At 45.9% G+C, this 19733-nt stretch carries 19 protein-coding genes and 1 tRNA gene; 11 read left to right on the forward strand and 9 right to left on the reverse strand.

Annotated features, from left to right (window positions below; translation table 11 throughout):
* Window positions 1–9: 9 nt before the first annotated feature.
* The gene (locus BOQ04_RS02695; protein ID WP_076023420.1) at window positions 10–768 is read right to left on the reverse strand and encodes an RNA methyltransferase; all 759 of its coding nucleotides are present in this window, start codon (window positions 766–768) and stop codon (window positions 10–12) included.
* Between the two features lie 153 nt (window positions 769–921).
* On the opposite strand from BOQ04_RS02695, the gene BOQ04_RS02700 reads away from it, so the two are divergent.
* On the forward strand, window positions 922–1713 hold the full coding sequence (locus BOQ04_RS02700; RefSeq protein WP_076023421.1) for an inositol monophosphatase family protein: 792 nt from the start codon (window positions 922–924) through the stop codon (window positions 1711–1713).
* A 47-nt stretch (window positions 1714–1760) separates the two neighbouring features.
* Here the strand turns inward: BOQ04_RS02700 and BOQ04_RS02705 are convergent, their stop codons facing one another.
* Genes BOQ04_RS02705 through BOQ04_RS02715 form a run of 3 tightly spaced genes read right to left on the reverse strand, consistent with a single transcriptional unit; the run spans window position 1761 to window position 3875 of the window.
* A complete protein-coding gene (locus BOQ04_RS02705) occupies window positions 1761–2549 on the reverse strand; it encodes a UDP-2,3-diacylglucosamine diphosphatase (protein ID WP_076023245.1) in 789 nt (262 codons plus the stop codon).
* Window positions 2546–3049: a peptidylprolyl isomerase gene (locus BOQ04_RS02710; RefSeq protein WP_076023246.1), complete on the reverse strand. Its 504-nt coding sequence runs from the start codon at window positions 3047–3049 to the stop codon at window positions 2546–2548. The genes BOQ04_RS02705 and BOQ04_RS02710 overlap by 4 nt, the downstream gene beginning before the upstream one ends.
* Window positions 3050–3065: 16 nt before the next feature.
* Window positions 3066–3875: a tetratricopeptide repeat protein gene (locus tag BOQ04_RS02715; RefSeq protein ID WP_233126613.1), complete on the reverse strand. Its 810-nt coding sequence runs from the start codon at window positions 3873–3875 to the stop codon at window positions 3066–3068.
* An 87-nt stretch (window positions 3876–3962) separates the two neighbouring features.
* Here BOQ04_RS02715 and cysS point away from each other — a divergent pair, with 87 nt between their 5' ends.
* From cysS to BOQ04_RS02755, 8 genes are all read left to right on the forward strand, one after another.
* A complete protein-coding gene (gene cysS, locus BOQ04_RS02720) occupies window positions 3963–5381 on the forward strand; it encodes a cysteine--tRNA ligase (RefSeq protein WP_076023248.1) in 1419 nt (472 codons plus the stop codon).
* A complete protein-coding gene (locus BOQ04_RS02725) occupies window positions 5381–6049 on the forward strand; it encodes a DNA-3-methyladenine glycosylase family protein (RefSeq protein ID WP_076023249.1) in 669 nt (222 codons plus the stop codon). Before cysS ends, BOQ04_RS02725 begins: the two co-directional genes overlap by 1 nt.
* Before the next feature lie 9 nt (window positions 6050–6058).
* Complete coding sequence (locus BOQ04_RS02730) at window positions 6059–7030, forward strand: acetyl-CoA carboxylase carboxyltransferase subunit alpha (RefSeq protein ID WP_076023250.1); 972 nt, start codon at window positions 6059–6061, stop codon at window positions 7028–7030.
* Complete coding sequence (tilS, locus tag BOQ04_RS02735; protein ID WP_076023251.1) at window positions 6996–8300, forward strand: tRNA lysidine(34) synthetase TilS; 1305 nt, start codon at window positions 6996–6998, stop codon at window positions 8298–8300. The genes BOQ04_RS02730 and tilS overlap by 35 nt, the downstream gene beginning before the upstream one ends.
* A gap of 86 nt (window positions 8301–8386) precedes the next feature.
* Window positions 8387–9637 carry an aspartate kinase gene (locus BOQ04_RS02740; protein WP_076023252.1) on the forward strand — a complete coding sequence of 417 codons (1251 nt, stop codon included), beginning with the start codon at window positions 8387–8389 and terminating at the stop codon, window positions 9635–9637.
* A 79-nt stretch (window positions 9638–9716) separates the two neighbouring features.
* Window positions 9717–9811 (forward strand) — tRNA-Ser (locus BOQ04_RS02745).
* Window positions 9812–10287: 476 nt separating this feature from the next.
* Window positions 10288–11757: a Fic family protein gene (locus tag BOQ04_RS02750; RefSeq protein ID WP_076023253.1), complete on the forward strand. Its 1470-nt coding sequence runs from the start codon at window positions 10288–10290 to the stop codon at window positions 11755–11757.
* Between the two features lie 529 nt (window positions 11758–12286).
* On the forward strand, window positions 12287–13054 hold the full coding sequence (locus tag BOQ04_RS02755; protein ID WP_076023254.1) for a metallophosphoesterase: 768 nt from the start codon (window positions 12287–12289) through the stop codon (window positions 13052–13054).
* A 29-nt stretch (window positions 13055–13083) separates the two neighbouring features.
* Here BOQ04_RS02755 and BOQ04_RS10600 read toward each other — a convergent pair whose 3' ends face one another.
* Genes BOQ04_RS10600 through BOQ04_RS02765 form a run of 3 tightly spaced genes read right to left on the reverse strand, consistent with a single transcriptional unit; the run spans window position 13084 to window position 14733 of the window.
* The gene (locus BOQ04_RS10600) at window positions 13084–13680 is read right to left on the reverse strand and encodes a type II toxin-antitoxin system HipA family toxin (RefSeq protein WP_083657493.1); all 597 of its coding nucleotides are present in this window, start codon (window positions 13678–13680) and stop codon (window positions 13084–13086) included.
* On the reverse strand, window positions 13664–14392 hold the full coding sequence (locus BOQ04_RS10980; RefSeq protein ID WP_083657494.1) for a type II toxin-antitoxin system HipA family toxin: 729 nt from the start codon (window positions 14390–14392) through the stop codon (window positions 13664–13666). The genes BOQ04_RS10600 and BOQ04_RS10980 overlap by 17 nt, the downstream gene beginning before the upstream one ends.
* Window positions 14392–14733 (reverse strand): helix-turn-helix domain-containing protein, encoded by a 342-nt coding sequence (locus BOQ04_RS02765; protein WP_076023255.1) that lies wholly within the window; start codon window positions 14731–14733, stop codon window positions 14392–14394. Before BOQ04_RS02765 ends, BOQ04_RS10980 begins: the two co-directional genes overlap by 1 nt.
* 482 nt (window positions 14734–15215) lie before the next feature.
* Between BOQ04_RS02765 and BOQ04_RS02770 the strand changes: the two genes are divergently transcribed.
* Together BOQ04_RS02770 and BOQ04_RS02775 are read left to right on the forward strand one after the other, a co-directional pair.
* On the forward strand, window positions 15216–16376 hold the full coding sequence (locus BOQ04_RS02770; RefSeq protein WP_233126614.1) for an alkane 1-monooxygenase: 1161 nt from the start codon (window positions 15216–15218) through the stop codon (window positions 16374–16376).
* Entirely contained in the window at window positions 16373–17971 is a 1599-nt protein-coding gene (locus tag BOQ04_RS02775) for a GMC family oxidoreductase (RefSeq protein ID WP_076023256.1), read from the forward strand. The genes BOQ04_RS02770 and BOQ04_RS02775 overlap by 4 nt, the downstream gene beginning before the upstream one ends.
* Here the strand turns inward: BOQ04_RS02775 and BOQ04_RS02780 are convergent.
* Together BOQ04_RS02780 and BOQ04_RS02785 are read right to left on the reverse strand one after the other, a co-directional pair.
* Window positions 17968–18732, reverse strand: coding sequence for an enoyl-CoA hydratase (locus BOQ04_RS02780; RefSeq protein ID WP_076023257.1), 765 nt, complete (start codon window positions 18730–18732; stop codon window positions 17968–17970). The two genes, BOQ04_RS02775 and BOQ04_RS02780, sit on opposite strands and share 4 nt — an antisense overlap.
* A gap of 5 nt (window positions 18733–18737) precedes the next feature.
* Entirely contained in the window at window positions 18738–19718 is a 981-nt protein-coding gene (locus BOQ04_RS02785; protein WP_076023258.1) for an NAD(P)H-dependent flavin oxidoreductase, read from the reverse strand.
* Window positions 19719–19733: the final 15 nt, after the last annotated feature.

Raw genomic sequence — 19733 nt, forward strand, 5'->3', positions numbered from 1 at the left:
GGGAGTAGGCTATTTTCTCAGAAGCATCTGTTTTGCAATACCGCGTAGGAGGTCGATTTCTTCTTTATGAAGACGGCTGCGTGCAAAAAGGGCTTGAAGGCGGGGCATGAGTTTTTTGGGGTTTGCGGGGTCTAAGTACCCAATTGCCTCTAGACCTTGCTGCCAATGGTTCAGCATCGCCTCAATAGCTACTGGATCTGCAAGTTCTGCCTTTTCCTCCCTCTGGGGTAATAGGCCAGCCTTCTGGCTGCTGGACGCGGCATTGAATGCTTCTCTGAGGCTAAAGGCGCAAACCATGATGGCTTGAGCCAGATTTAAGGAGGGGTAGACGGGATTGGCGTCGAGCCACACGCGATGCGTGCAGAGTGCAAGGTGCTGGTTATCCAAGCCAGTCCTTTCTGGGCCAAACAAGAGAGCTACCTTTTGATTTTGATCTACCGCTTGCGCAATCAAAGCCCTAGCCTCCACCCAATCAATCGAAGGTGGACCAAATTCACGATCGCGGCTAGTAAGACCCAAAACTAGGGTGCAGCTTTGTACAGCCTCGCTAATAGAGGTAAATTCTTGGCTTGATTCAAGTAAATCATTGGCCCCACTTGCCAAGGCTATTGCCTCAGGTTCTTTGGCAATCATGGCGCTTTTTGGCTTAACCAAGCGCAAATCCTCAAAACCCATGGTCTTGAGGGCGCGTGCTGCTGATCCTACATTGCCAGGATGGCTGGTTTCTACTAGCACCCAGCGTAATTGTTTGGCTTGGGATGGGTTCATTGAGGCTGGTAATAGGACAGGGATTTGGGCAACATCTTTGGGTAATGGGGGCAATCGTTTAGAATCAAGCTGTTGACTCCATATTGTGCTGCAGATTTGCTTGTGCCGCTCAATCTGAGGAGTTTGTTCTTATTTAATTTGTCCATCAATACTATGCATCCCATGTTAAACGTGGCCATTAAGGCTGCCCGTCGTGCCGGAACGGTTATTAACCGTGCATCCCTCAATTTAGAGCGCTTGCAAGTAGATCGCAAACAGCATAATGACTTTGTGACCGAGGTGGACAAACAGGCAGAAGCCGCCATCATTGAAACTCTGAGTGAAGCCTATCCTACCCATGGATTTTTGGCTGAAGAAACGGGCGCGCAAAATACCGATGCAGAAAATGTGTGGATTATCGATCCACTTGATGGCACAACCAATTTCATCCACGGCTTTCCACAGTACGCTGTTTCTATCGCCTTGGCTGTGAATGGGGTGACTCAACAAGCCGTTGTGTACGATCCGACTCGCGATGAATTATTTACAGCCACTCGCGGTGCGGGGGCATACTTAGATCGTCGGCGCTTGCGTGTTGCTACTCAAGATCGCTTAGCCAATGCCTTATTGGGCACCGGCTTTCCTTATCGGGAAGACCAAGATCTAGAAAAATATCTCAAGATCTTTGCAGAGATGACGCGTCAGTGCGCTGGCTTGCGTCGCCCAGGCGCCGCCTCTTTAGATCTGGCCTATGTTGCTGCGGGACGCTACGATGGTTTCTTTGAAAGTGATCTCAAGCCATGGGATATGGCTGCGGGTGCCTTGCTTGTTACAGAGGCTGGTGGACTCATTGGTAACTATCGTGGTGAAGAGGGTTACTTGCAAAGCGGTGAAGTCATGTGTGCCAATCCACGCATCTTTGCGCAAATGGTTCAATCACTTTCTAAGTATTCGAATAGCAAGTAAACAACTGCTGAAACAAGAAGCGAGAGTTCATACTCTCGCTTTTTTATTTATGCTTTGATGAGATCTAAATAGCGGACACCCTGTTCATCTATGAGTAGTGCGCTCGCTTTTGGCATCACACTTTCTGGGTGATCTAAATCCCAGTCAGATAAAACCCAGCGTTGCCATTCTTGTTCATTGAAATGCTCAACATGGTGAGTGGGTAAGTGGGTATGGCCATGAATCAGTTTATTGCTATTTTGAGCTGCCAATAGCGCAGCGCATGCAGTTTGGGTGACATTGCTGCGAAGCAAATTCTTTTCTGGTGCTGCGCTAGCGTAACGTTGGTATTGCACCGTGCTATTGCTACGTAAATGATTAGCGATTGCCCGACGCCATTTCAGCGGCATTCTTAAGAATAGTTTTTGTATCCAGGGTTTGCGTACCCAGCTACGAAATATTTGGTAACCCACATCGGCAGTGCATAAACCATCGCCATGGCTCAGTACATATTCAGCGCCGCCAATGCTGACCTTGCAGGGATCTGAAAGCAAAGTCATACCAGTTTTTGAGAGGTAGTCATTGCCGACCAAAAAGTCCCGATTGCCATGCATGTAATAGGTCTTGACTTTGGTAGAAAGCGTTGCAATGGCACGCTTGACCTCTTGCTGGAAAGGCGAGAGCAAGCCCGCATCGTCGCCCACCCAATATTCAAATAAATCACCCAAGATGAAAACAGCCTCCACCTTAGGAGCTTCTTTTTCACAAAAGTCAAAGAAGCGTTGCGCCGTCAAGGGCATTGACGGCGTCAGATGAATATCTGAAATGAGCAGGGCGCTCGAATAGTGCGGAATCATTCTTCTAGAACGCTGGCCTTTTCAATCACAACATCTTCTGTTGGTACATCTTGATGAAAACCAGCGCTACCTGTTTTTACTTTGCGGATCGTGTCAACTACATCCAAGCCATCAGTTACCTTGCCAAAGACTGCATAACCCCAGCCTTGTGCATTTGGTGCAGTGTGATTTAAGAAATCATTGTCATTGACGTTGATAAAGAATTGAGCAGTAGCAGAATGTGGGTCACTAGTGCGAGCCATGGCAACTGTGCCACGCTCATTCTTAAGGCCGTTATTGGCTTCATTTTCAATTTCTGCGCCAGTGGGCTTTTGCTTCATACCTGAGGTCATGCCACCACCCTGGATCATGAAGTTATCAATGACGCGATGGAAAATGGTGCCGTCATAGTGACCATTTTTTACGTACTGCAAAAAGTTTGCAACACTCTTAGGCGCCTTAACAGCGTCCAGTGTTAGGGTGATATCACCTTTGTTGGTCTTCAAGAGAACTTTAGCCATGATTAAATCAACTTTCTTATGGTTTATTAGTGGTTGGAATGGGATTTTGAGGGGGAGTTTGGGCTGCCGCAGGTTTTTTACTTGGTGGCTTGAGTAATTCAAGTAGTGCCTTGGCGCGATTGCCGTACTGTCGTTGATATTGAGTGCCTTTGGCAGCCTCTTCATAGGCCTGTGCACCGAGACGAATATAGACTTCGCCTAAATTGGCTGAGGCAATGGTATAGCTTGGTCGTAGCTTGAGTGCCAGTTCTAAATAATCACGTGCCTCAATCCATTGTCCTTGATCAGCTGCGAGCGCGGCCAGATTGTTATAGGGCTCGGGTAATTCTGGAAATTGCTGGGTGATTTCAATGAGGGTCTTCTTGGCCGCATCAAATTGACGCAACTCTAGCTGAATACGGGCTTTTACAAAACGTAGTTGTACATTCCTGGGTGTCTTCTTAAGATGGGTATTAATGAGCTCAATAGCCTGTGGGTATTGATGGGCTTTAACTAGTTTTTCAACGTCCGATGGAACAGCATTTTTGGTCACGGGATCCGGCTCGATAATCAAAAATGACATCAGCGGTACAGCAACCGAATCAGATAGTTCTGAATTGACTATGCCGCTATTGGTAGTCAATTTAGGCGGGTCGTTAGGTCGATCGCCCCCGAGATAGGGCTGCTGGGCACAAGGGCAAGCCATTTCCTGTTTGTCCACAGCCAGGATTTTGGCTTCAGCCAGTTGTTGGCCTGTGCTGCTACAGCCTGCCAATACAAAGAGGGCCAGGCTCAAGGCCAATGCTTGAAAAGGCTTAAAACGGCGTGTTAAGACTGAAAATGACATAAGTGGTGGGGTGTAAAACGGACTCATTCGATATACTCAGCGCTCAGTCTAACAAATTGGCGCTACTTGCCTCCTCTTTATAGCTCTATGTTGCAAATCTATAACACCCTAAGCCGCTCAAAACAGGTATTTAAGCCCATCGTGCCAGGCAAAGTCAAAATCTACGTCTGTGGCATGACGGTATATGACTTTTGTCATATTGGTCATGCGCGGGTCATGATCGTGTTTGATATGGTAGTGCGCTGGTTGCGCGCGAGCGGCTATGAGGTTTTGTATGTGCGCAATATTACTGATATTGACGACAAAATTATTCACCGTGCGATTGAAAATGGCGAGTCAATTTCTACGTTAACTAACCGTTTTATCGAAGCGATGCATGCCGATTCTGATGAACTAGGTTTGATGCATCCTGACGTGGAGCCCCGCGCTACCCATTACATCGCGCAAATGCAGGGAATGATTGGCCGTTTAATAGAGAATGAGTTGGCCTACCAAGCGGATGATGGCGATGTGAATTTTGCGGTGCGCTTATTTCCAGGTTATGGCAAGCTCTCTGGAAAAACCCTAGATGAATTAAATGCAGGTGAGCGGGTTGCTGTTGGTAGTGGAAAGCGTGATCCATTAGATTTTGTCTTATGGAAAAGCGCAAAACCAGAGGAGCCTACAGATACGCGTTGGAGCTCACCATGGGGAGAGGGTAGACCAGGTTGGCACATTGAGTGTTCAGCTATGTCTTGCGATTTACTGGGTGATCATTTTGATATTCATGGCGGTGGAGCTGATTTGCAGTTTCCGCACCATGAAAATGAAATTGCCCAAAGCGAAGGTGCCCTGTATGGTATCGACCGCAAACCAGAAGACCAGCCCTTGGTGGATTACTGGATGCATAACGGCCATATCCGCGTCAATGAAGAGAAGATGTCTAAATCTTTGGGTAATTTCTTTTTGATTCGAGATGTTCTAAAGCAATTTGATCCCGAGGTGCTGCGTTTCTTTATGCTGCGCGCTCACTATCGCAGCCCCATTAACTACAGCGATGCTCAGCTTGAAGAGGCGCGTGCTGGTCTGGTTCGTTTATACACGGCTTTATCTCATGTGAACACGGCCAATCAGGCAATTGATCCACACTCCCCTTGGGTAGTGCGCTTTACTGAAGCCATGAATGATGATTTCAATACGCCTGAAGCAATTGCAGTCTTGTTTGATTTAGCTACTGAAATTAATCGTGCAAGCGGCACTGATAAGCAGGAGTTGGCCAGTCTCTTAAAGTGGTTGGCAGCAAGCCTACATTTTCTCCAACGTGATCCGACCGATTTTTTGCAAGCTGGAAGCAAGCAGGAGGGCGGTTTAAGTACAGCTGAAATTGATGAACAAATATTAGCGAGGGCAGCTGCTAAGCAAGCTAAGGATTTTGCAAAATCAGATGCGATTCGTAAAACACTGCTTGAGCAAGGAATTATTCTGGAAGATAAGCCCGGCGGCATTACGGAATGGCGTAGGGCATAGTGACTTCTTCTAAAAAAACGGATATTGCTGTGGAAAGTATTCTGGAATCAATTGCTCCAGATTATTGGGAGCAAGCTTGCAATGAGCTCATGAAGCAAGATCGCATTATGAAAAAAATCATTCCCAAATATGGGTCTGGGTTTTTGATGACACGCGGCGATCCTTTTACAACTCTCTCGAGAGCAATTGTTGGGCAGCAGATTTCTGTGGCAGCGGCTCAATCGGTTTGGAATAAAGTGGTCTTGGCTGCGAAAAAAATTACCCCCAAAAATATCCTCAAACTCACTGTTGAGGAATTGCGTGCCGCTGGCTTATCGGGTCGCAAGGTGGAATATATCCGTGATTTAGCAGACCATTTTGATAATGGCCGTTTGCATGCCAATCAGTGGAAAAATATGGATGACGAGAGTGTCATCAAGGCATTGTGCTCAATTCGGGGAATTGGTCGCTGGACGGCCGAAATGTTCCTGATTTTTAATATGGTTCGCCCTGATATTCTGCCTTTAGATGATGTAGGGTTAATCCGGGCGATTTCCCTCAATTACTTCAGTGGCGAGCCGGTCAGCCGCCATGAAGCTCGTGAGGTGGCAGCCAACTGGGCCCCATGGCGTACGGTTGCAACCTGGTATTTGTGGAGAAGTATCGACCCGGCCCCGGTTGAATATTAAAATCTAGCTATGAAAACGACTTTCCTGGATTTTGAGCAGTCAATTGCTGAACTAGAGTCAAAGATTGAAGAGCTTCAATTTGTGCAAGATGAATCATCGGTAGATATTTCCGATGAGATTAAAACCTTGTCCGAAAAGAGTCAGCAATTAACTAAAGACGTTTATGCCAATTTAACGCCATGGCAAGTGTGTCAGGTTGCACGCCATCCGCAGCGTCCTTACACCCTAGACTACGTGAACGCGTTATTCACAGATTTTCACGAGTTGCATGGCGATCGTACATTTGCAGATGATCAATCCATTGTTGGTGGTTTAGCCCGCTTTGAAGGTATGCCATGCATGGTGATTGGTCATCAAAAAGGGCGTGATACTAAAGAGCGGGCTCTGCGTAATTTTGGTATGAGTCGTCCAGAGGGTTATCGCAAAGCAATGCGCCTGATGCGCCTAGCCGAAAAATTTGGCTTGCCTGTATTTACGTTCGTTGATACCCCGGGCGCTTTCCCGGGAATTGATGCGGAAGAGCACAATCAATCAGAGGCAATTGGTCGAAACTTATATGTACAAGCAGAATTAAAAGTACCCATCATCGCCACCATTATCGGTGAGGGTGGGTCAGGTGGCGCTTTAGCGATTGCGATGGGTGATGTAGTACTCATGTTGCAAAACTCTACGTACTCTGTCATTTCACCAGAAGGCTGCGCCTCTATTTTATGGAAGACAGCCGAAAAGGCATCAGAAGCTGCGGAGCAGTTGGGTTTAACTGCCCAACGTATTAAAGCCATTGGCTTGATCGATAAGATTGTTCCTGAGCCCATTGGTGGTGCGCACCGGGATTACGACACCATGATGACTCATATGCGCAAAGCATTAGCAGAGTCACTCAAGGTATTTGAAGGCATGAAAGAGAGCGCACTTCTCGAGCGTCGCCATGAACGGTTAATGAGTTATGGCAAGTTCAAGGAAATCGAAAAAAAATCCTAAAACAATCAATCGAATCGCTGTTGCCTTAAGTGGTGGCTTAGATTCGGTTGTATTGCTCGATTCAGTTTGCAAGGCGAGTGATCCTGACCACACCGAGATTTGGGTATTCCATATCCATCACGGTTTACAAAAGGCTGCTGATGAGTGGATTCTATTTTGCGAGCAGCTTGCAAAAAAATACAAAGTTCATTTTGATTTCCGCCTTCTACATCTAAAAAATAATCAAGCTCAAGGTAATATTGAGGCGCGGGCGCGAGCAGGCCGTTATGAGGCGCTTGAAGATCTGTGTGTTGAACACAACATCCATGATTTACTTTTAGCCCACCATCAAAACGATCAAGCTGAGACCATCCTATTGCAATTACTCAGGGGGTCCGGTATTGCTGGCATGGCGGGAATGCCGCAGCAGCGTGAGCTAGTCAAGGGTAAAAGCATCACCTTATGGCGCCCATTGCTTGATCAAAGCAGGGCGCAGCTTGAGTCTTATGCAAAAGAACATAAGCTCAAATGGATTGAGGATCCCAGCAATGTCGATACGAGCTATCGGCGCAATGCAGTTCGTAAATATATTCTCCCAAAGCTTGTTCAAATTCAGCCAGAGGCAGTGGCTAATTTGGCGCGTAGTGCGCAGCTCATGGCCCAAGCGCAAGGACTGCTGGATCGACTGGCCGAGCAAGATGGTCAGGCAATCTTCACCCAGCATGAATTAAAAGTCGCCCCCCTCAAAGCGCTTGCAAAGAGCGACTTGCCCGCGGCAAATAATGTGTTGCGCTATTGGTTAAAGAGTCATAACCTAGGCATGCCTTCACAAGAGCGTTTGCAGTCTTGGTGGGGCGATCTTCATTCTGTAAAGCCTTCAGCCCAACTGAAATGGCAACATGATGGGGTCAGTATTTGCCTGTGGCGCAGCAAGCTACAGGTCACCAGCCCAAACCGCCAAGAGAACACGGGGGAGTGGGTTTTTAAGCCAATATCAGTGCGCAGTAAATTACCAGGTATTTCTCTGGATTGGGTAGAGGAAGCTCAAAGCAGTGGATCCATTGAGTTGAGGAAGCGTAGCGGTGCTGAGAAATTGCAAATTAAGCCCAGCAGCCCCCGAAAGACTCTCAAAAATCTATTTCAAGAGCTCCAGGTGCCCCCATGGGAGCGCCAAGCGCCCTTGCTTTACATCAACGGCGAGTTAATCGCGGTGGCAGGTGTGGGAGTGAGTTACCCCCATTTAGCTCTGGTTGGACCCCGTGTGTGGCCTCAGTGGTTGCCTGCAACCTGAATGGTCGCAGACGGTGGCTCAAAACCCTGTAAAATAAGCCCTTTTTAGATCCTTAGGAATTCATTTCCTGATTACTGACGGTTTTTATGGCTCTTATTGTTCATAAGTATGGCGGCACCTCAATGGGCTCGGTAGAGCGCATTCAGAATGTTTCGAAACGCGTAGCTAAATGGATGCGTGCGGGTCACCAGGTGGTGATCGTTCCTTCCGCTATGTCGGGTGAAACAAATCGCTTACTGGGTTTGGCAAAGGATATTAATCCCGATGCAAACCCGCGTGAGCTCGATCAAATTGCCTCAACCGGCGAGCAGGTCAGCTCTGGCTTGTTGGCCCTGGCCTTAATGCGCGAAGGTGTGGATGCGGTGAGTTATGCCGGTTGGCAGGTAACAGTGCATACCGATTCTGCTTTTACAAAGGCGCGCATTAAATCGATTGACGATAAAAAGATCCTTGCAGATTTAAATGCAGGCCGTGCAGTAGTGGTAACCGGATTTCAGGGTGTAGATCCCAATGGCAATATCACTACCTTGGGTCGAGGCGGTTCTGACACATCTGCTGTAGCGATGGCAGCCGCCCTGAAGGCCGATGAGTGTTTGATCTACACCGATGTCGATGGTGTTTATACAACCGATCCTCGTGTTTGCGAAGATGCCCGCCGCTTAGATCGCATTACTTTTGAAGAAATGCTGGAAATGGCCAGCCTTGGTTCAAAGGTCTTGCAAATTCGTTCAGTGGAGTTTGCTGGTAAGTACAAAGTTAAAACCCGGGTTCTGTCTTCCTTGACAGATCCTTTGATGCCCTTGGCTGAAGAGATGAAGTCAGGTACCTTGATTACATTTGAAGAGGACAGCACTATGGAAGCCGCCGTTATTTCCGGCATTGCCTTTGCGCGTGATGAAGCAAAGATTACCGTTTTAGGAGTTCCTGATCGACCAGGCATTGCATACCAAATCCTAGGGCCGATTGCGAATGCCAATATTGATGTCGACATCATTATTCAAAATCAGTCTTTTGAGGGTAAAACAGATTTCACTTTCACTGTTCCACGTGCTGATTATCAAAAAGCTTTGGACTTGCTCAAAAACAATGTTCAGGCGCATATTGAAGCTAAAGAAATCACTGGCGATCCAAAAGTCTCCAAGGTTTCCGTAGTTGGCGTTGGGATGCGCTCCCATGTAGGAATCGCGAGCAAAATGTTCCGTACCTTATCGGAAGAGGGTATCAATATCTTGATGATCTCCACCAGCGAAATTAAGATTTCTGTCGTAATCGATGAGAAATATATGGAATTAGCAGTACGTGCCTTGCATAAGGCATTTGAGCTGGATCAGAAGTAAAAGGGCAATAAGGAGCAGTAATTCCCCTCAGTCAACGGAATCCGTTAAACTGTGGGGCGTTGTAAATGTATCGAAGTAAGGAGACGTGGCCGAGCTGGTCGAAGGCACTCCCCTGCTAAGGGAGCATCGGGGCTAAAACTCTGATCGGAGGTTCGAATCCTCTCGTCTCCGCCAGCACTTTTGGCATTTTTTCTCTTTTTTACCATACGCATCAATGACTTAGCCCCCTAACCGGGGCTTTTTCTTTACTACTCCCGCTTACCAGTACGCTTACCACCCAAGCAATGCTTGTTTTGGGATGCTCTAGAGTTTAGTTGCCAAATCTAGCTCTAAAACCTAATGGTTTAAATTGCTCAAAATTTAGGCAATATGGATATCTCAGGTGCTTTCGACATGTTACGCCTGGTAGGTGGCATATTAAGAAAACTGCATTTTCAAGGTGAATTCAGGCCCTCGATGCCACTAGTAAAAAATCATTTAAATAGCTATTTAGTAGGAAAAAGTGAGGATATGTTTAAAAATGTAGGAATCTATTAAAAAATGTAATAAAAAGTATGTAAATATGTCTAATCGTAAGAAAAAGTGTGTATATGTAAGAAAAAGTATGGGAAAATAACCATTCGAACGAAAAAGCGGAGCTTGAGGGAAATATGAGTGAAATAGGCTACTCACGAGTAAAAAGTCAGTTAGATCTCAGTGCTTTTGATCCTCTGGTACCCGCACGCCTTGCCTCGGTAACCAGTGTAACGCCCACTCAGGGCGCATTGTTGATACCGGCAAAGGTAGCCCCTAAAGATGATCGCCCACTAAGCCACCTTTTGTTTGCACTAAAGCATGAAGGGGTTAATCTTCAGCTGCTATCGCAGGCCTTAAGAAAAATCCCGGCCCAAGAGATGCTGGCTGCCATTAGTGAATCGCCAACAGGCGTTTATATACGCACAGCATGTTTTTTGTGGGAAGCCTTTAATAGGCAAGAGTTAAAGGGCGCGCCAGTAATTACAGGGCCGATGGTCAATTTATTTGACCCAAAAAAATACATTACCGGTCCAAGCATACGCAATGCTAAATGGCGGGTTCATTTCAATGGATTGGGTTCTTTGGATTACTGCGTAACTGTTGAGCGAACCGCACGTATTAATAGCTTGCTTGAATCCAACATCCTCCAGAAGGCAAATGAATTTCTATCGCAGCTTGGTGGAGCCGCGTCCGATAGGGCAATGTCATGGGCTTATTTAAGCGAGACCAAAAGTTCTTTTGAGATTGAGCATGAAACACCAAGCGCAACTAAAGCAGAAGCATTTGTAGAGCTGCTTAAAAAAGCACATCTGACTCCTCAATTGAATGAAGAATACTTGGTTGGATTGCAAAACACTGCCATTGCAAACCCATTAGATAGGGCCGTTCATTATCGGCATGAGCAGAATTGGTTAAGTAGTCCGTTACGTGGTGCTGCTGGCGTAACGTATATTCCACCACCACCTGAAATTGTTAATGACTTGATGAAGGGTTTGGTAGATTTTGCTAATGCCTCGCCAAAGCAGATAGACCCCTTGGTTGCAGCTGCGATTATTTCATTCGGGTTTGTTTTCATTCACCCATTTATGGATGGAAATGGACGTTTGTCCAGATTTTTATTTCATCATGCAATATGCCAGTCTGGCGCTTTAAAGAATGGCCTGCTATTGCCAGTATCCATTGCGATGAAGCGGAATGAAGATTTATATCTAACCGCTCTAAAGAGCTTTTCTGAACCTGCTCGCAAGCGCTGGGAAGTTATTTGGATTGATGGTGATGAATATCAAATGACATTCAAATCAAATGATTCCTTATATCGCTATTGGAATGCCACTGCCTGTGTTGATTTTGGATTGGAGATGGCCAAGCAAGCATTGGAAAAGGACTTAAGAGAAGAGACCGAGTTCTTGGCAAAGTATGACCTTATTTACCGTGCTATTGATAGTCAGTTTGATATACGCGGCAAGGATCTCAACGCCTTAATTTTGACCTGCATGGAACAAAATGGAAAGCTATCAGCTAACCGTCGTAAGAAATTTTCTGCAACGGTGCCGGAAGAAATATTTAATGCAATTGAAGCTGAATATATGAAGATAGCGGACTGATTCAAAAAGCCTTGCTAATTCTATCAAGGTCAACCCAAGGGCTGGCGCAATGATAAATTGGGTAATTCAGTTGCCTGAAGTTTAATCTTCCCAGACCTTTTGGCTTGCATCCTAACTATGTAAGGCCATCATTTGCTTACCATCCCGCTTACCAGCAAAACATGGATTTTAGTAAGTTTGAATGGATTGCTCGGGAGTAGGGTCTACCTTCTAAGCCATATATATAAAAGATTTAATGGACATTGGTGCACATGACAGGAGGGTCAAAACCTAGATCTCGTCTCCGCCATCACTTTTGGCATTTTTTCTGCCTTTTGCTATACGCAGCATAGACTTAGCCCCCTAACCGGGGCTTTTTCTTAATTTCTCCCGCTTACCACTACGCTTACCAGTCAAGCAATATTTGATTTCAGATGTGTGGCTAATGCTAATGAAGCTAACAATCGCTAATTGCATTTTGGTGGCATGGTTAATGTATTGAATACACTAGCTCTCCACATAAAAGTTACGATCATGTCTTATCCAATTTATGAAACTTCATGTACTGAGTGATTTACATCTAGAGTTTGCTGACTTTACCCCCGCATCAAATACGGCAGATGTTGTTGTTCTGGCGGGTGATATCGGCCTTCGCGCGGAAGGTGTAACTTGGGCTAGGAAATCGTTTCCTCAGCAAGCAATTATTTATGTGGCTGGCAATCATGAGTTCTATGGTTCGCAGCGTTGCCATGCGCTTGAAGATATCCGAAATGCATGCGCAGAAAATGCTATTCATTTTCTAGATGATGATGTACTTCAATTGCAGGACTCTAAAACAAAGACTTCCATCCGCTTCTTGGGAGCTACGTTATGGACTGACTTTTTATTATTTGGCGAAGAGCTAAAATCTAAATGCCTAACGTATGGTGAGCTTTACTTAAATGACTTCAGAAGAATCCGTGACGGAGGCAGAAATTTTTCCCCAAAAAAATCGATTCAATTGCATGAAAAGTCACTAGCCTGGCTACAAAAAGAGTTAGAGAGTCCATTTAATGGCAAGACTGTGGTGGTTACCCATCATTTACCTTCAATGAGTTCAGTAGCAGAGCGATACAAGCCGGATTTACTATCCGCCTGTTTTTCCTCCGAGTTAGTCCATCTCTTTGGAAAGATGTCACTATGGATTCATGGGCATACGCATGATTCCTGCGATTATGAATTAAATGGCACTAGGGTAGTTTGCAACCCTCGCGGTTATGTTCGATCTAGCCACGCCGAGAATCCAGAATTTAATCCATCTTTAATTATTGACATCTAGTTACTCAACAAGATCGCTGAGATGTGGAGTTAGCTTTTAGCTAAAGCCTTGATTAATTCAGGACTGCAAATGTCATCAATATGTCTAAAGGCTAGAGAGATCTCCTGGATTTGCTCTGAGGTAATTCCAAGATTTTCAAAGTGTGTTTTCCATTGTCTGGTTACTCGCCATATGCGATCGATAATGGCGCTTGCTTGCTGCGCCGATAGACCAAAGCGCTCTTTGGCGCCATAAGCATTATCTAGTGTGGCTAATTTACCTTGAGGACCAACGCCCAAATGTTGATAGCGCTCACTTGCGATGACTGCATGTGGCATCACGTCATAGAGTGGGCTTAGACTCCAGCCTTTCAGCTTATGATCCCATAAGAATGCATGATTGCGTAGATGATCATCATCGTTACTCACAAAAAGATTAAAGATCATGCGCGCAAATAGCTCTTCAATATCCGATTTGACTGTTGGAATCACGCAATATCTACGGATGGCATCAGCAATATCCATATAGCTTTTTGTATTGGATTCTGATTCGTGGCAAGCGAGGAGGGTGAGGGCACTAACGACGTGATGACGAATTTCGACTGAACGAGCTGAAGTAGTCCAAGAGCGATCAAAGCGTTTGACCATCAATACTTTTTTTTTTGCCGACTTGTTCTAATTGAGTTTGCGCAACCTTTAGACCAGCTAGCTGTGCAAGTTTAAGGGTAGCGTGCTCAATGCTCGGTACATCTAAGGCTCCATCGTTGTTGCCTGGGAACTTGGCCATCCATAAAATATTTTCATCGTCGCGCACACTTGCCTTTGGGCGCATACCCCCAAGACCGCTACCCACAATCAAAATTCTAGATAGCGACTCTGATACTGGCAAACCTGCTTCAATCTTCTCCGCCCCTTCGAGTACGTAAGATAGATTGTGAATACTCTCATGAGCAGGGCGCTCTTCTTGGTCAAGCGCTAATCGAATATCTAAAGCCCCAACACGATCACTACCTGCTTCGAGGAGATAAGTTGATTCTGCAAGGCTATTGGCTGGAACCTTGAGCCTAGCTTCAATCACTCTTCTTCCCCACGAATCAGGAGCAGCATCCCGAATTCCACCAAAAGCTTTTAAGCTATTTGGTGGAATGAGGCGTTTACCTTTGATCTCATTTTTATTCTTCAGGCTCAGGGCCACTGGATCCACTTCTTGTGCGTTGCTCCTATCTAAGTAGCGCAGGCCATAAGCAAAGGAAGATGCAATGAGTCTTGAGCCTTCTTCATCCACTTGCAGTTGTCCTGCTGGTACAAATTGCCCATCAAGATTGGCAAAGACAAAAAGATCTTTAGTGGTATTGGCCATCAGAAATCAAGCGCTTTCATTTCCGCTGCATTTAAAGCACGCACGCGTTGTGGACGTGAGCGACGCTCTAAAGCAATGATCGCAGGATCATCTCCGCTTAAGAGTTGCAACAAGGTCATGCCTGGAGCGATTGCATCTAAGTAACGCAAAAGCGCGCCAATCGCCACACCAGGATCACCTTTTTCAATGCGTTGTGCAGTAGCGCGAGATAGGCCGGCACGAACTGCAGCTTCTCCCTGGCGAACACGACGCGCAAGACGCAAAGAAACAAGGCAATGCGCTATTTCAGCGGATTGGCCAAGTTGCTTTGATGCTAGGGTCAGTTCTTGATCTATGCGCATAGTTGCCTCATGCATTTTGTTAAGTATGAGGCTTTAATATACCTGTTTATATGCTATAGGTCAATAAATATAACTCATAAATAAGTCTTTAAGTGTTTTAATGACTCATTTATAAGTCTTTTAATGATTTTAAGTAGAAAATTTAGGCTTGTAATTCCGTCAAAGGGACACCTCTTTACCGGACAGATTCTCCATACGTTTTTCTATAGAGCCCTCCCAGTCGCTCATCAAGCAAGCCCTTTTTTCTAGCTGATCTTGCCTTCTATAGGCCGCCTCTACCTTGGCAATCATTTAAATACATCACCGATGAAGCTAATGAGAATTCAGGCGATGACTGGCAGTCTAAAGTCAATCACGGCCAAGATCTATACCTGGCTCAAATCAAGGACATATTGCGTAATTAGTTTTGGTGGCATTATGATGCTATTCATTCCCGTCTTTAGCTAGCATCAATCTACTAAAGCAATCCAAAGGGGTAATTAGTGAGTATTGCAACTGCACCTGCTAGTGAGTCTTGGAGGGATAAGCGCTGGCTATGGTTATTGAGCCCAACCATTCCATTTGCCTTTACTGCTTCTATTCTAGCTTTCTCATTGACAAGGCAGTGGCTCTGTTTGCTTTTTGCCCCAGCTATTATTCATATTGCTATCCCCATCTTAGATCTGACTTTTGGCGAAGACTTTAGCAATCCTCCAGAATCCGCTGTCGAGACTTTAAATAGAGATTTCTTTTATCGTGCTTTGGTCTGGCTTTATGTCCCGTTTCAACTCATTGGAACAGTCTATGGAACTTGGCTAGCGGCGACTCAATCTTTAGATTGGTATACCTATGTTGCCTTAGTATTTACTGTGGGATCCACCAACGGCATTGGTATTGGAACCGCCCATGAGCTAGGGCATAAACAAGAATCTATTGATCGTTGGCTTTCTAAATTGGCATTAGCTTCGAGTATGTATGGCCACTTTTTTGTAGAACATAATCGCGGTCATCACAAGCGGGTGGCGACACCCGAGGATCCTGCTAGCGCCCGTATGGGGGAAAGTTTTTGGGCATTTCTGCCACGCACAGTGTTGGGGAGCTTGGTTTCTGCATGGGAGCTAGAGCGCGAGCGCTTAAAAAGAAAAGGCAAGGACGTTTGGACTATTCACAATGAAAATCTCCAAGCCTGGTCACTCACCATCCTCCTGTATGGTGTGCTCATGCTTTGGCTTGGATGGCCAGCATTGATTTTTCTAGTACTTCAGGGCATCTACGCCGCCTCAATGTTGGAAGTGGTGAACTACGTAGAACACTACGGGTTATTGCGCCAAAAAAATCAACATGGTGAGTATGTTCGCTGTGCCCCAGAGCATTCCTGGAATAGCAATCACATAGTAGGCAATATTCTGCTTTACCACCTGCAAAGACATTCAGATCATCATGCACACCCAACCAGACGTTATCAAGCATTGCGTCATTTTGGGGAAGCGCCTCAATTACCTGGTGGTTATGCATCCATGATTACTTTGGCGTATTTTCCGCCCCTTTGGTTCGCCTTAATGGACAAGCGTGTGGTGCGTCATTACGCTGGAGATATACATAAGATCAATATTCAACCATCTGCTAGATCACAGCTGATGAATCACTGGGCTAATAAATCATGAAGCCTCAGGCCTTTGATTACATCGTCATAGGCGGCGGGTCTGCCGGTAGCGTGATGGCAGGGCGGCTTAGTGAGGATGCTGACACTAGCGTTGCATTGCTTGAGGCTGGCGGTAAGGGCGACAGCTGGGTCGTGAAAACACCTGCGGCTGCAGTCGCCATGCTACCCACATCAATTAATAACTACGCCTTTCAAACGGTAGCTCAGAAGGGTTTGAATGGCCGCAGAGGATATCAACCCAGAGGTAAGTGTTTGGGCGGTTCTTCAGCAATTAATGCCATGATTTACACCAGGGGTCATCGCGCTGATTACGATCATTGGGCGTCTCTTGGCAATGCAGGTTGGTCATATGATGACCTACTGCCTTACTTTAAGAAAAGTGAAAACAACACCACCATTAAGAATTCATTCCACGGAAATGATGGCCCATTATCTGTATCGAATCTGCAGTCTCATAATCCTTTTCAGAAAATCTATTTGAATGCAGCTAAGGAGGCCGGCTTTCCGGTTACAGAAGACTTCAATGGCGCCGAACAAGAGGGTTTGGGGATTTATCAGGTTACCCATAAAAACGGTGAGCGCTGGAGTGCGGCGCGCGGCTATTTACATCCCCATATGGGTAAACGGACAAATTTACATGTGCAAACCGGTGTTCAGGTTGAGCGTATTTTGTTCGAAGGTAAGCGCGCTGTAGGCGTGAGCTACACGCAGGGTGGTAAACAGCACATCATGCGCGCTAATAAAGAAGTCATTCTATGTGCTGGCGCCTTCCATTCGCCTCAATTGCTCATGGTTTCAGGGATTGGGCCTGCTCAAGAGTTAAAGAAATTCGATATACCAGTCCTCCATGATTTGCCTGGCGTAGGTCAAAATCTCCAAGATCATCCAGATTTTATTTTTGGCTATTCCGCAGATAGTCTTGATCTGATCGGCGTTTCTTTAGGCGGTACAGTTAAATTGACTGGTGAAATTATTAAATACATTCGTTCACGCGAAGGCATGATTGCCACCAACTTTGCAGAGGCGGGCGGCTTCCTTAAAACAGATCCCGGCCTTGATGTACCAGACGTGCAATTGCATTTTGTAGTTAGCTTAGTGGAAGATCATGCCCGTAAATTACATATGGCCCATGGTTACTCATGTCATGTATGCGTACTGAGGCCTAAGAGCCGAGGACAGGTAACGCTAGCTAGCAACCGCATGCAAGACGCACCCTTAATTGATCCAGCTTTCTTAGCCGAAGAAGAGGATTTGGAAACCCTAGTTAAAGGTTATAAGCTGACCAAACAACTAATGGATGCCGCCTCGTTTACTAAGATACGCAAAAAAGATGTCTTTACCCCTAATGTAAAAACAGATGATGACATTCGGAAGATTATTCGGGAGCGGGCTGATACGGTCTATCACCCAGTGGGCACCTGCAAAATGGGCCATGATGCAATGGCGGTAGTGGATGCAAACCTAAAAGTTCATGGCCTGGAGGGGCTAAGAGTGGTTGATGGCTCAATCATGCCAACCTTGATCGGAGGCAATACTAATGCCCCCATCATTGCCATTGCTGAAAAAGCAGTAGACCTGATCCGAGCAGGTCGCTAATCTAGACCTTCAAAATTAGGAGCACGCTTTTCTAAAAAAGAAGTGAGAGCTTCTTTAGCTGCAGGACCATGAAGTCTATCAATAAATAGTTTTCCCTCAATATCAATTTGATTGAGCACTGCAGTCTTCAGGGCGCCATCCTTTAACAAAGACTTGGTTCGAGATATCGATCCCGAGGAAAGGGCGGTGAGCTTTTGAGCTCTTTGCTCCGCATAAGGCAGTGCCGATGGCTCTGTAATTACTTTATTTACAAAGCCAATTTGCTGGGCTTCATCGGCGCTGATAGGTTCACCAAAGAGTAATATTTCTGAGGCTTTTTGATGGCCTACGAGGCGTGGAAGCAATAAAGAGACGGCACCTTCTGGAACCAAGCCCAAAGAAACAAAAGGAAAGATAAAGCGAACATCCTTTTGGGCGTAAACCAAATCACAGTGAAACAATAATGTTGCTCCAATGCCAACCGCAACCCCATCAACCGCTGCAATTAAGGGTTTGGTTAATCCTGCAAGCACCTTTAATAAGTTAATCGGTGGGGCATCTTCATGCGTAATGGGTGATTGCATGAAATCAGCAATATCATTCCCGGCTGAAAAGGCGTTGCCAGCTCCAGAAATCAGCATTACTTTCACTTCAGGATTTTGGTCGCCATCAGACAGTATCTGCGTAAGCTCGCGATACATCGAGTTGGTGAACGCATTCTTTTTCTCAGGACGGTTCAGCAATATCTTCAGAATGCCGTCTGCTAGCTGATGATTAATCATATGGGCTATGCAGCGCCTTTAAGCAGGCTGGCTTTAGTTTGATCGTATTCAGTTTTTAAGCGAGCAACGAACTGCGCTGTAGGTGTAACCGCTTTCACGGCACCAATACCTTGACCGCAACCCCAAATATCTTTCCAGGCTTTCTGAGCTGCGCCACCAAAGTTCATCTTGCTTGGGTCACTTTCTGGAAGATTATTCGGATCTAAGCCAGCATTGCGGATGGAAGGTGCTAAATAATTGCCGGACACACCAGTAAAAAGGTTGCTCAAAATAATGTCATCTGAGTTGAAATCAACCACTGCTTGCTTATAGTCTTCACTCGCACGCGCTTCTTCAGTGGCAATAAATGCAGAGCCAATATACGCATAGTCAGCACCTATGGCCTGAGCCGCTAAAACAGCACCGCCAGTAGCAATAGAGCCACTCAGTACTAATGGCCCTTTAAACCATTCCCGAATTTCCTGAATTAATGCAAAGGGACTTTTAATGCCGGCATGTCCACCAGCGCCAGCTGCAACTGCAATTAAGCCATCGGCACCTTTTTCAATCGCTTTCTTAGCAAAGGCATTGTTGATGATGTCATGTAATACGATGCCGCCATAACTATGAGCCGCAGTATTAATTTCTTCGCGTGCACCGAGAGAGGTGATGATGATAGGTGCTTTGTATTTGACGCAGAGCGCCATATCATGCTCAAGACGATCGTTGCTCTTGTGCACAATTTGATTGATGGCAAATGGTGCAGCTGGTTTCTCCGGATGTTCTCTGTTGTAAGCCCCTAAGGCAGTAGTAATTTCAATCAACCATTCTTCAAGCTGTTCGGCTGGTCTGGCATTGAGGGCGGGCATAGAGCCAATCACACCCGCTTTGCACTGGGCAATCACTAATTTAGGATTACTGATAATAAAAAGTGGGGCTGCAATGACGGGTAAATTACCATCCGCCAAATGTTTGCATAGAACTTCTGGAAGAGGTTGATGGCTCATATTTTTTAAGTGATC

The sequence above is a fragment of the Polynucleobacter sphagniphilus genome, assembly GCF_001953355.1.
GTDB lineage: Bacteria > Pseudomonadota > Gammaproteobacteria > Burkholderiales > Burkholderiaceae > Polynucleobacter > Polynucleobacter sphagniphilus.

Coding starts and splice junctions, on each gene's coding strand:
- BOQ04_RS02755 (WP_076023254.1), top strand. CDS start 12,287: ATGAAACTTCATGTACTGAGTGATTTACATCTAGAGTTTGCTGACTTT.
- BOQ04_RS02700 (WP_076023421.1), top strand. CDS start 922: ATGCATCCCATGTTAAACGTGGCCATTAAGGCTGCCCGTCGTGCCGGA.
- BOQ04_RS02705 (WP_076023245.1), bottom strand. CDS start 2,549: ATGATTCCGCACTATTCGAGCGCCCTGCTCATTTCAGATATTCATCTG.
- BOQ04_RS02765 (WP_076023255.1), bottom strand. CDS start 14,733: ATGCGCATAGATCAAGAACTGACCCTAGCATCAAAGCAACTTGGCCAA.
- BOQ04_RS02715 (WP_233126613.1), bottom strand. CDS start 3,875: ATGTCATTTTCAGTCTTAACACGCCGTTTTAAGCCTTTTCAAGCATTG.
- BOQ04_RS02730 (WP_076023250.1), top strand. CDS start 6,059: ATGAAAACGACTTTCCTGGATTTTGAGCAGTCAATTGCTGAACTAGAG.
- BOQ04_RS02750 (WP_076023253.1), top strand. CDS start 10,288: ATGAGTGAAATAGGCTACTCACGAGTAAAAAGTCAGTTAGATCTCAGT.
- BOQ04_RS02780 (WP_076023257.1), bottom strand. CDS start 18,732: ATGATTAATCATCAGCTAGCAGACGGCATTCTGAAGATATTGCTGAAC.
- BOQ04_RS02740 (WP_076023252.1), top strand. CDS start 8,387: ATGGCTCTTATTGTTCATAAGTATGGCGGCACCTCAATGGGCTCGGTA.
- BOQ04_RS02710 (WP_076023246.1), bottom strand. CDS start 3,049: ATGGCTAAAGTTCTCTTGAAGACCAACAAAGGTGATATCACCCTAACA.
- BOQ04_RS02785 (WP_076023258.1), bottom strand. CDS start 19,718: ATGAGCCATCAACCTCTTCCAGAAGTTCTATGCAAACATTTGGCGGAT.
- cysS (WP_076023248.1), top strand. CDS start 3,963: ATGTTGCAAATCTATAACACCCTAAGCCGCTCAAAACAGGTATTTAAG.
- BOQ04_RS02775 (WP_076023256.1), top strand. CDS start 16,373: ATGAAGCCTCAGGCCTTTGATTACATCGTCATAGGCGGCGGGTCTGCC.
- tilS (WP_076023251.1), top strand. CDS start 6,996: ATGGCAAGTTCAAGGAAATCGAAAAAAAATCCTAAAACAATCAATCGA.
- BOQ04_RS10980 (WP_083657494.1), bottom strand. CDS start 14,392: ATGGCCAATACCACTAAAGATCTTTTTGTCTTTGCCAATCTTGATGGG.
- BOQ04_RS10600 (WP_083657493.1), bottom strand. CDS start 13,680: ATGGTCAAACGCTTTGATCGCTCTTGGACTACTTCAGCTCGTTCAGTC.
- BOQ04_RS02695 (WP_076023420.1), bottom strand. CDS start 768: ATGAACCCATCCCAAGCCAAACAATTACGCTGGGTGCTAGTAGAAACC.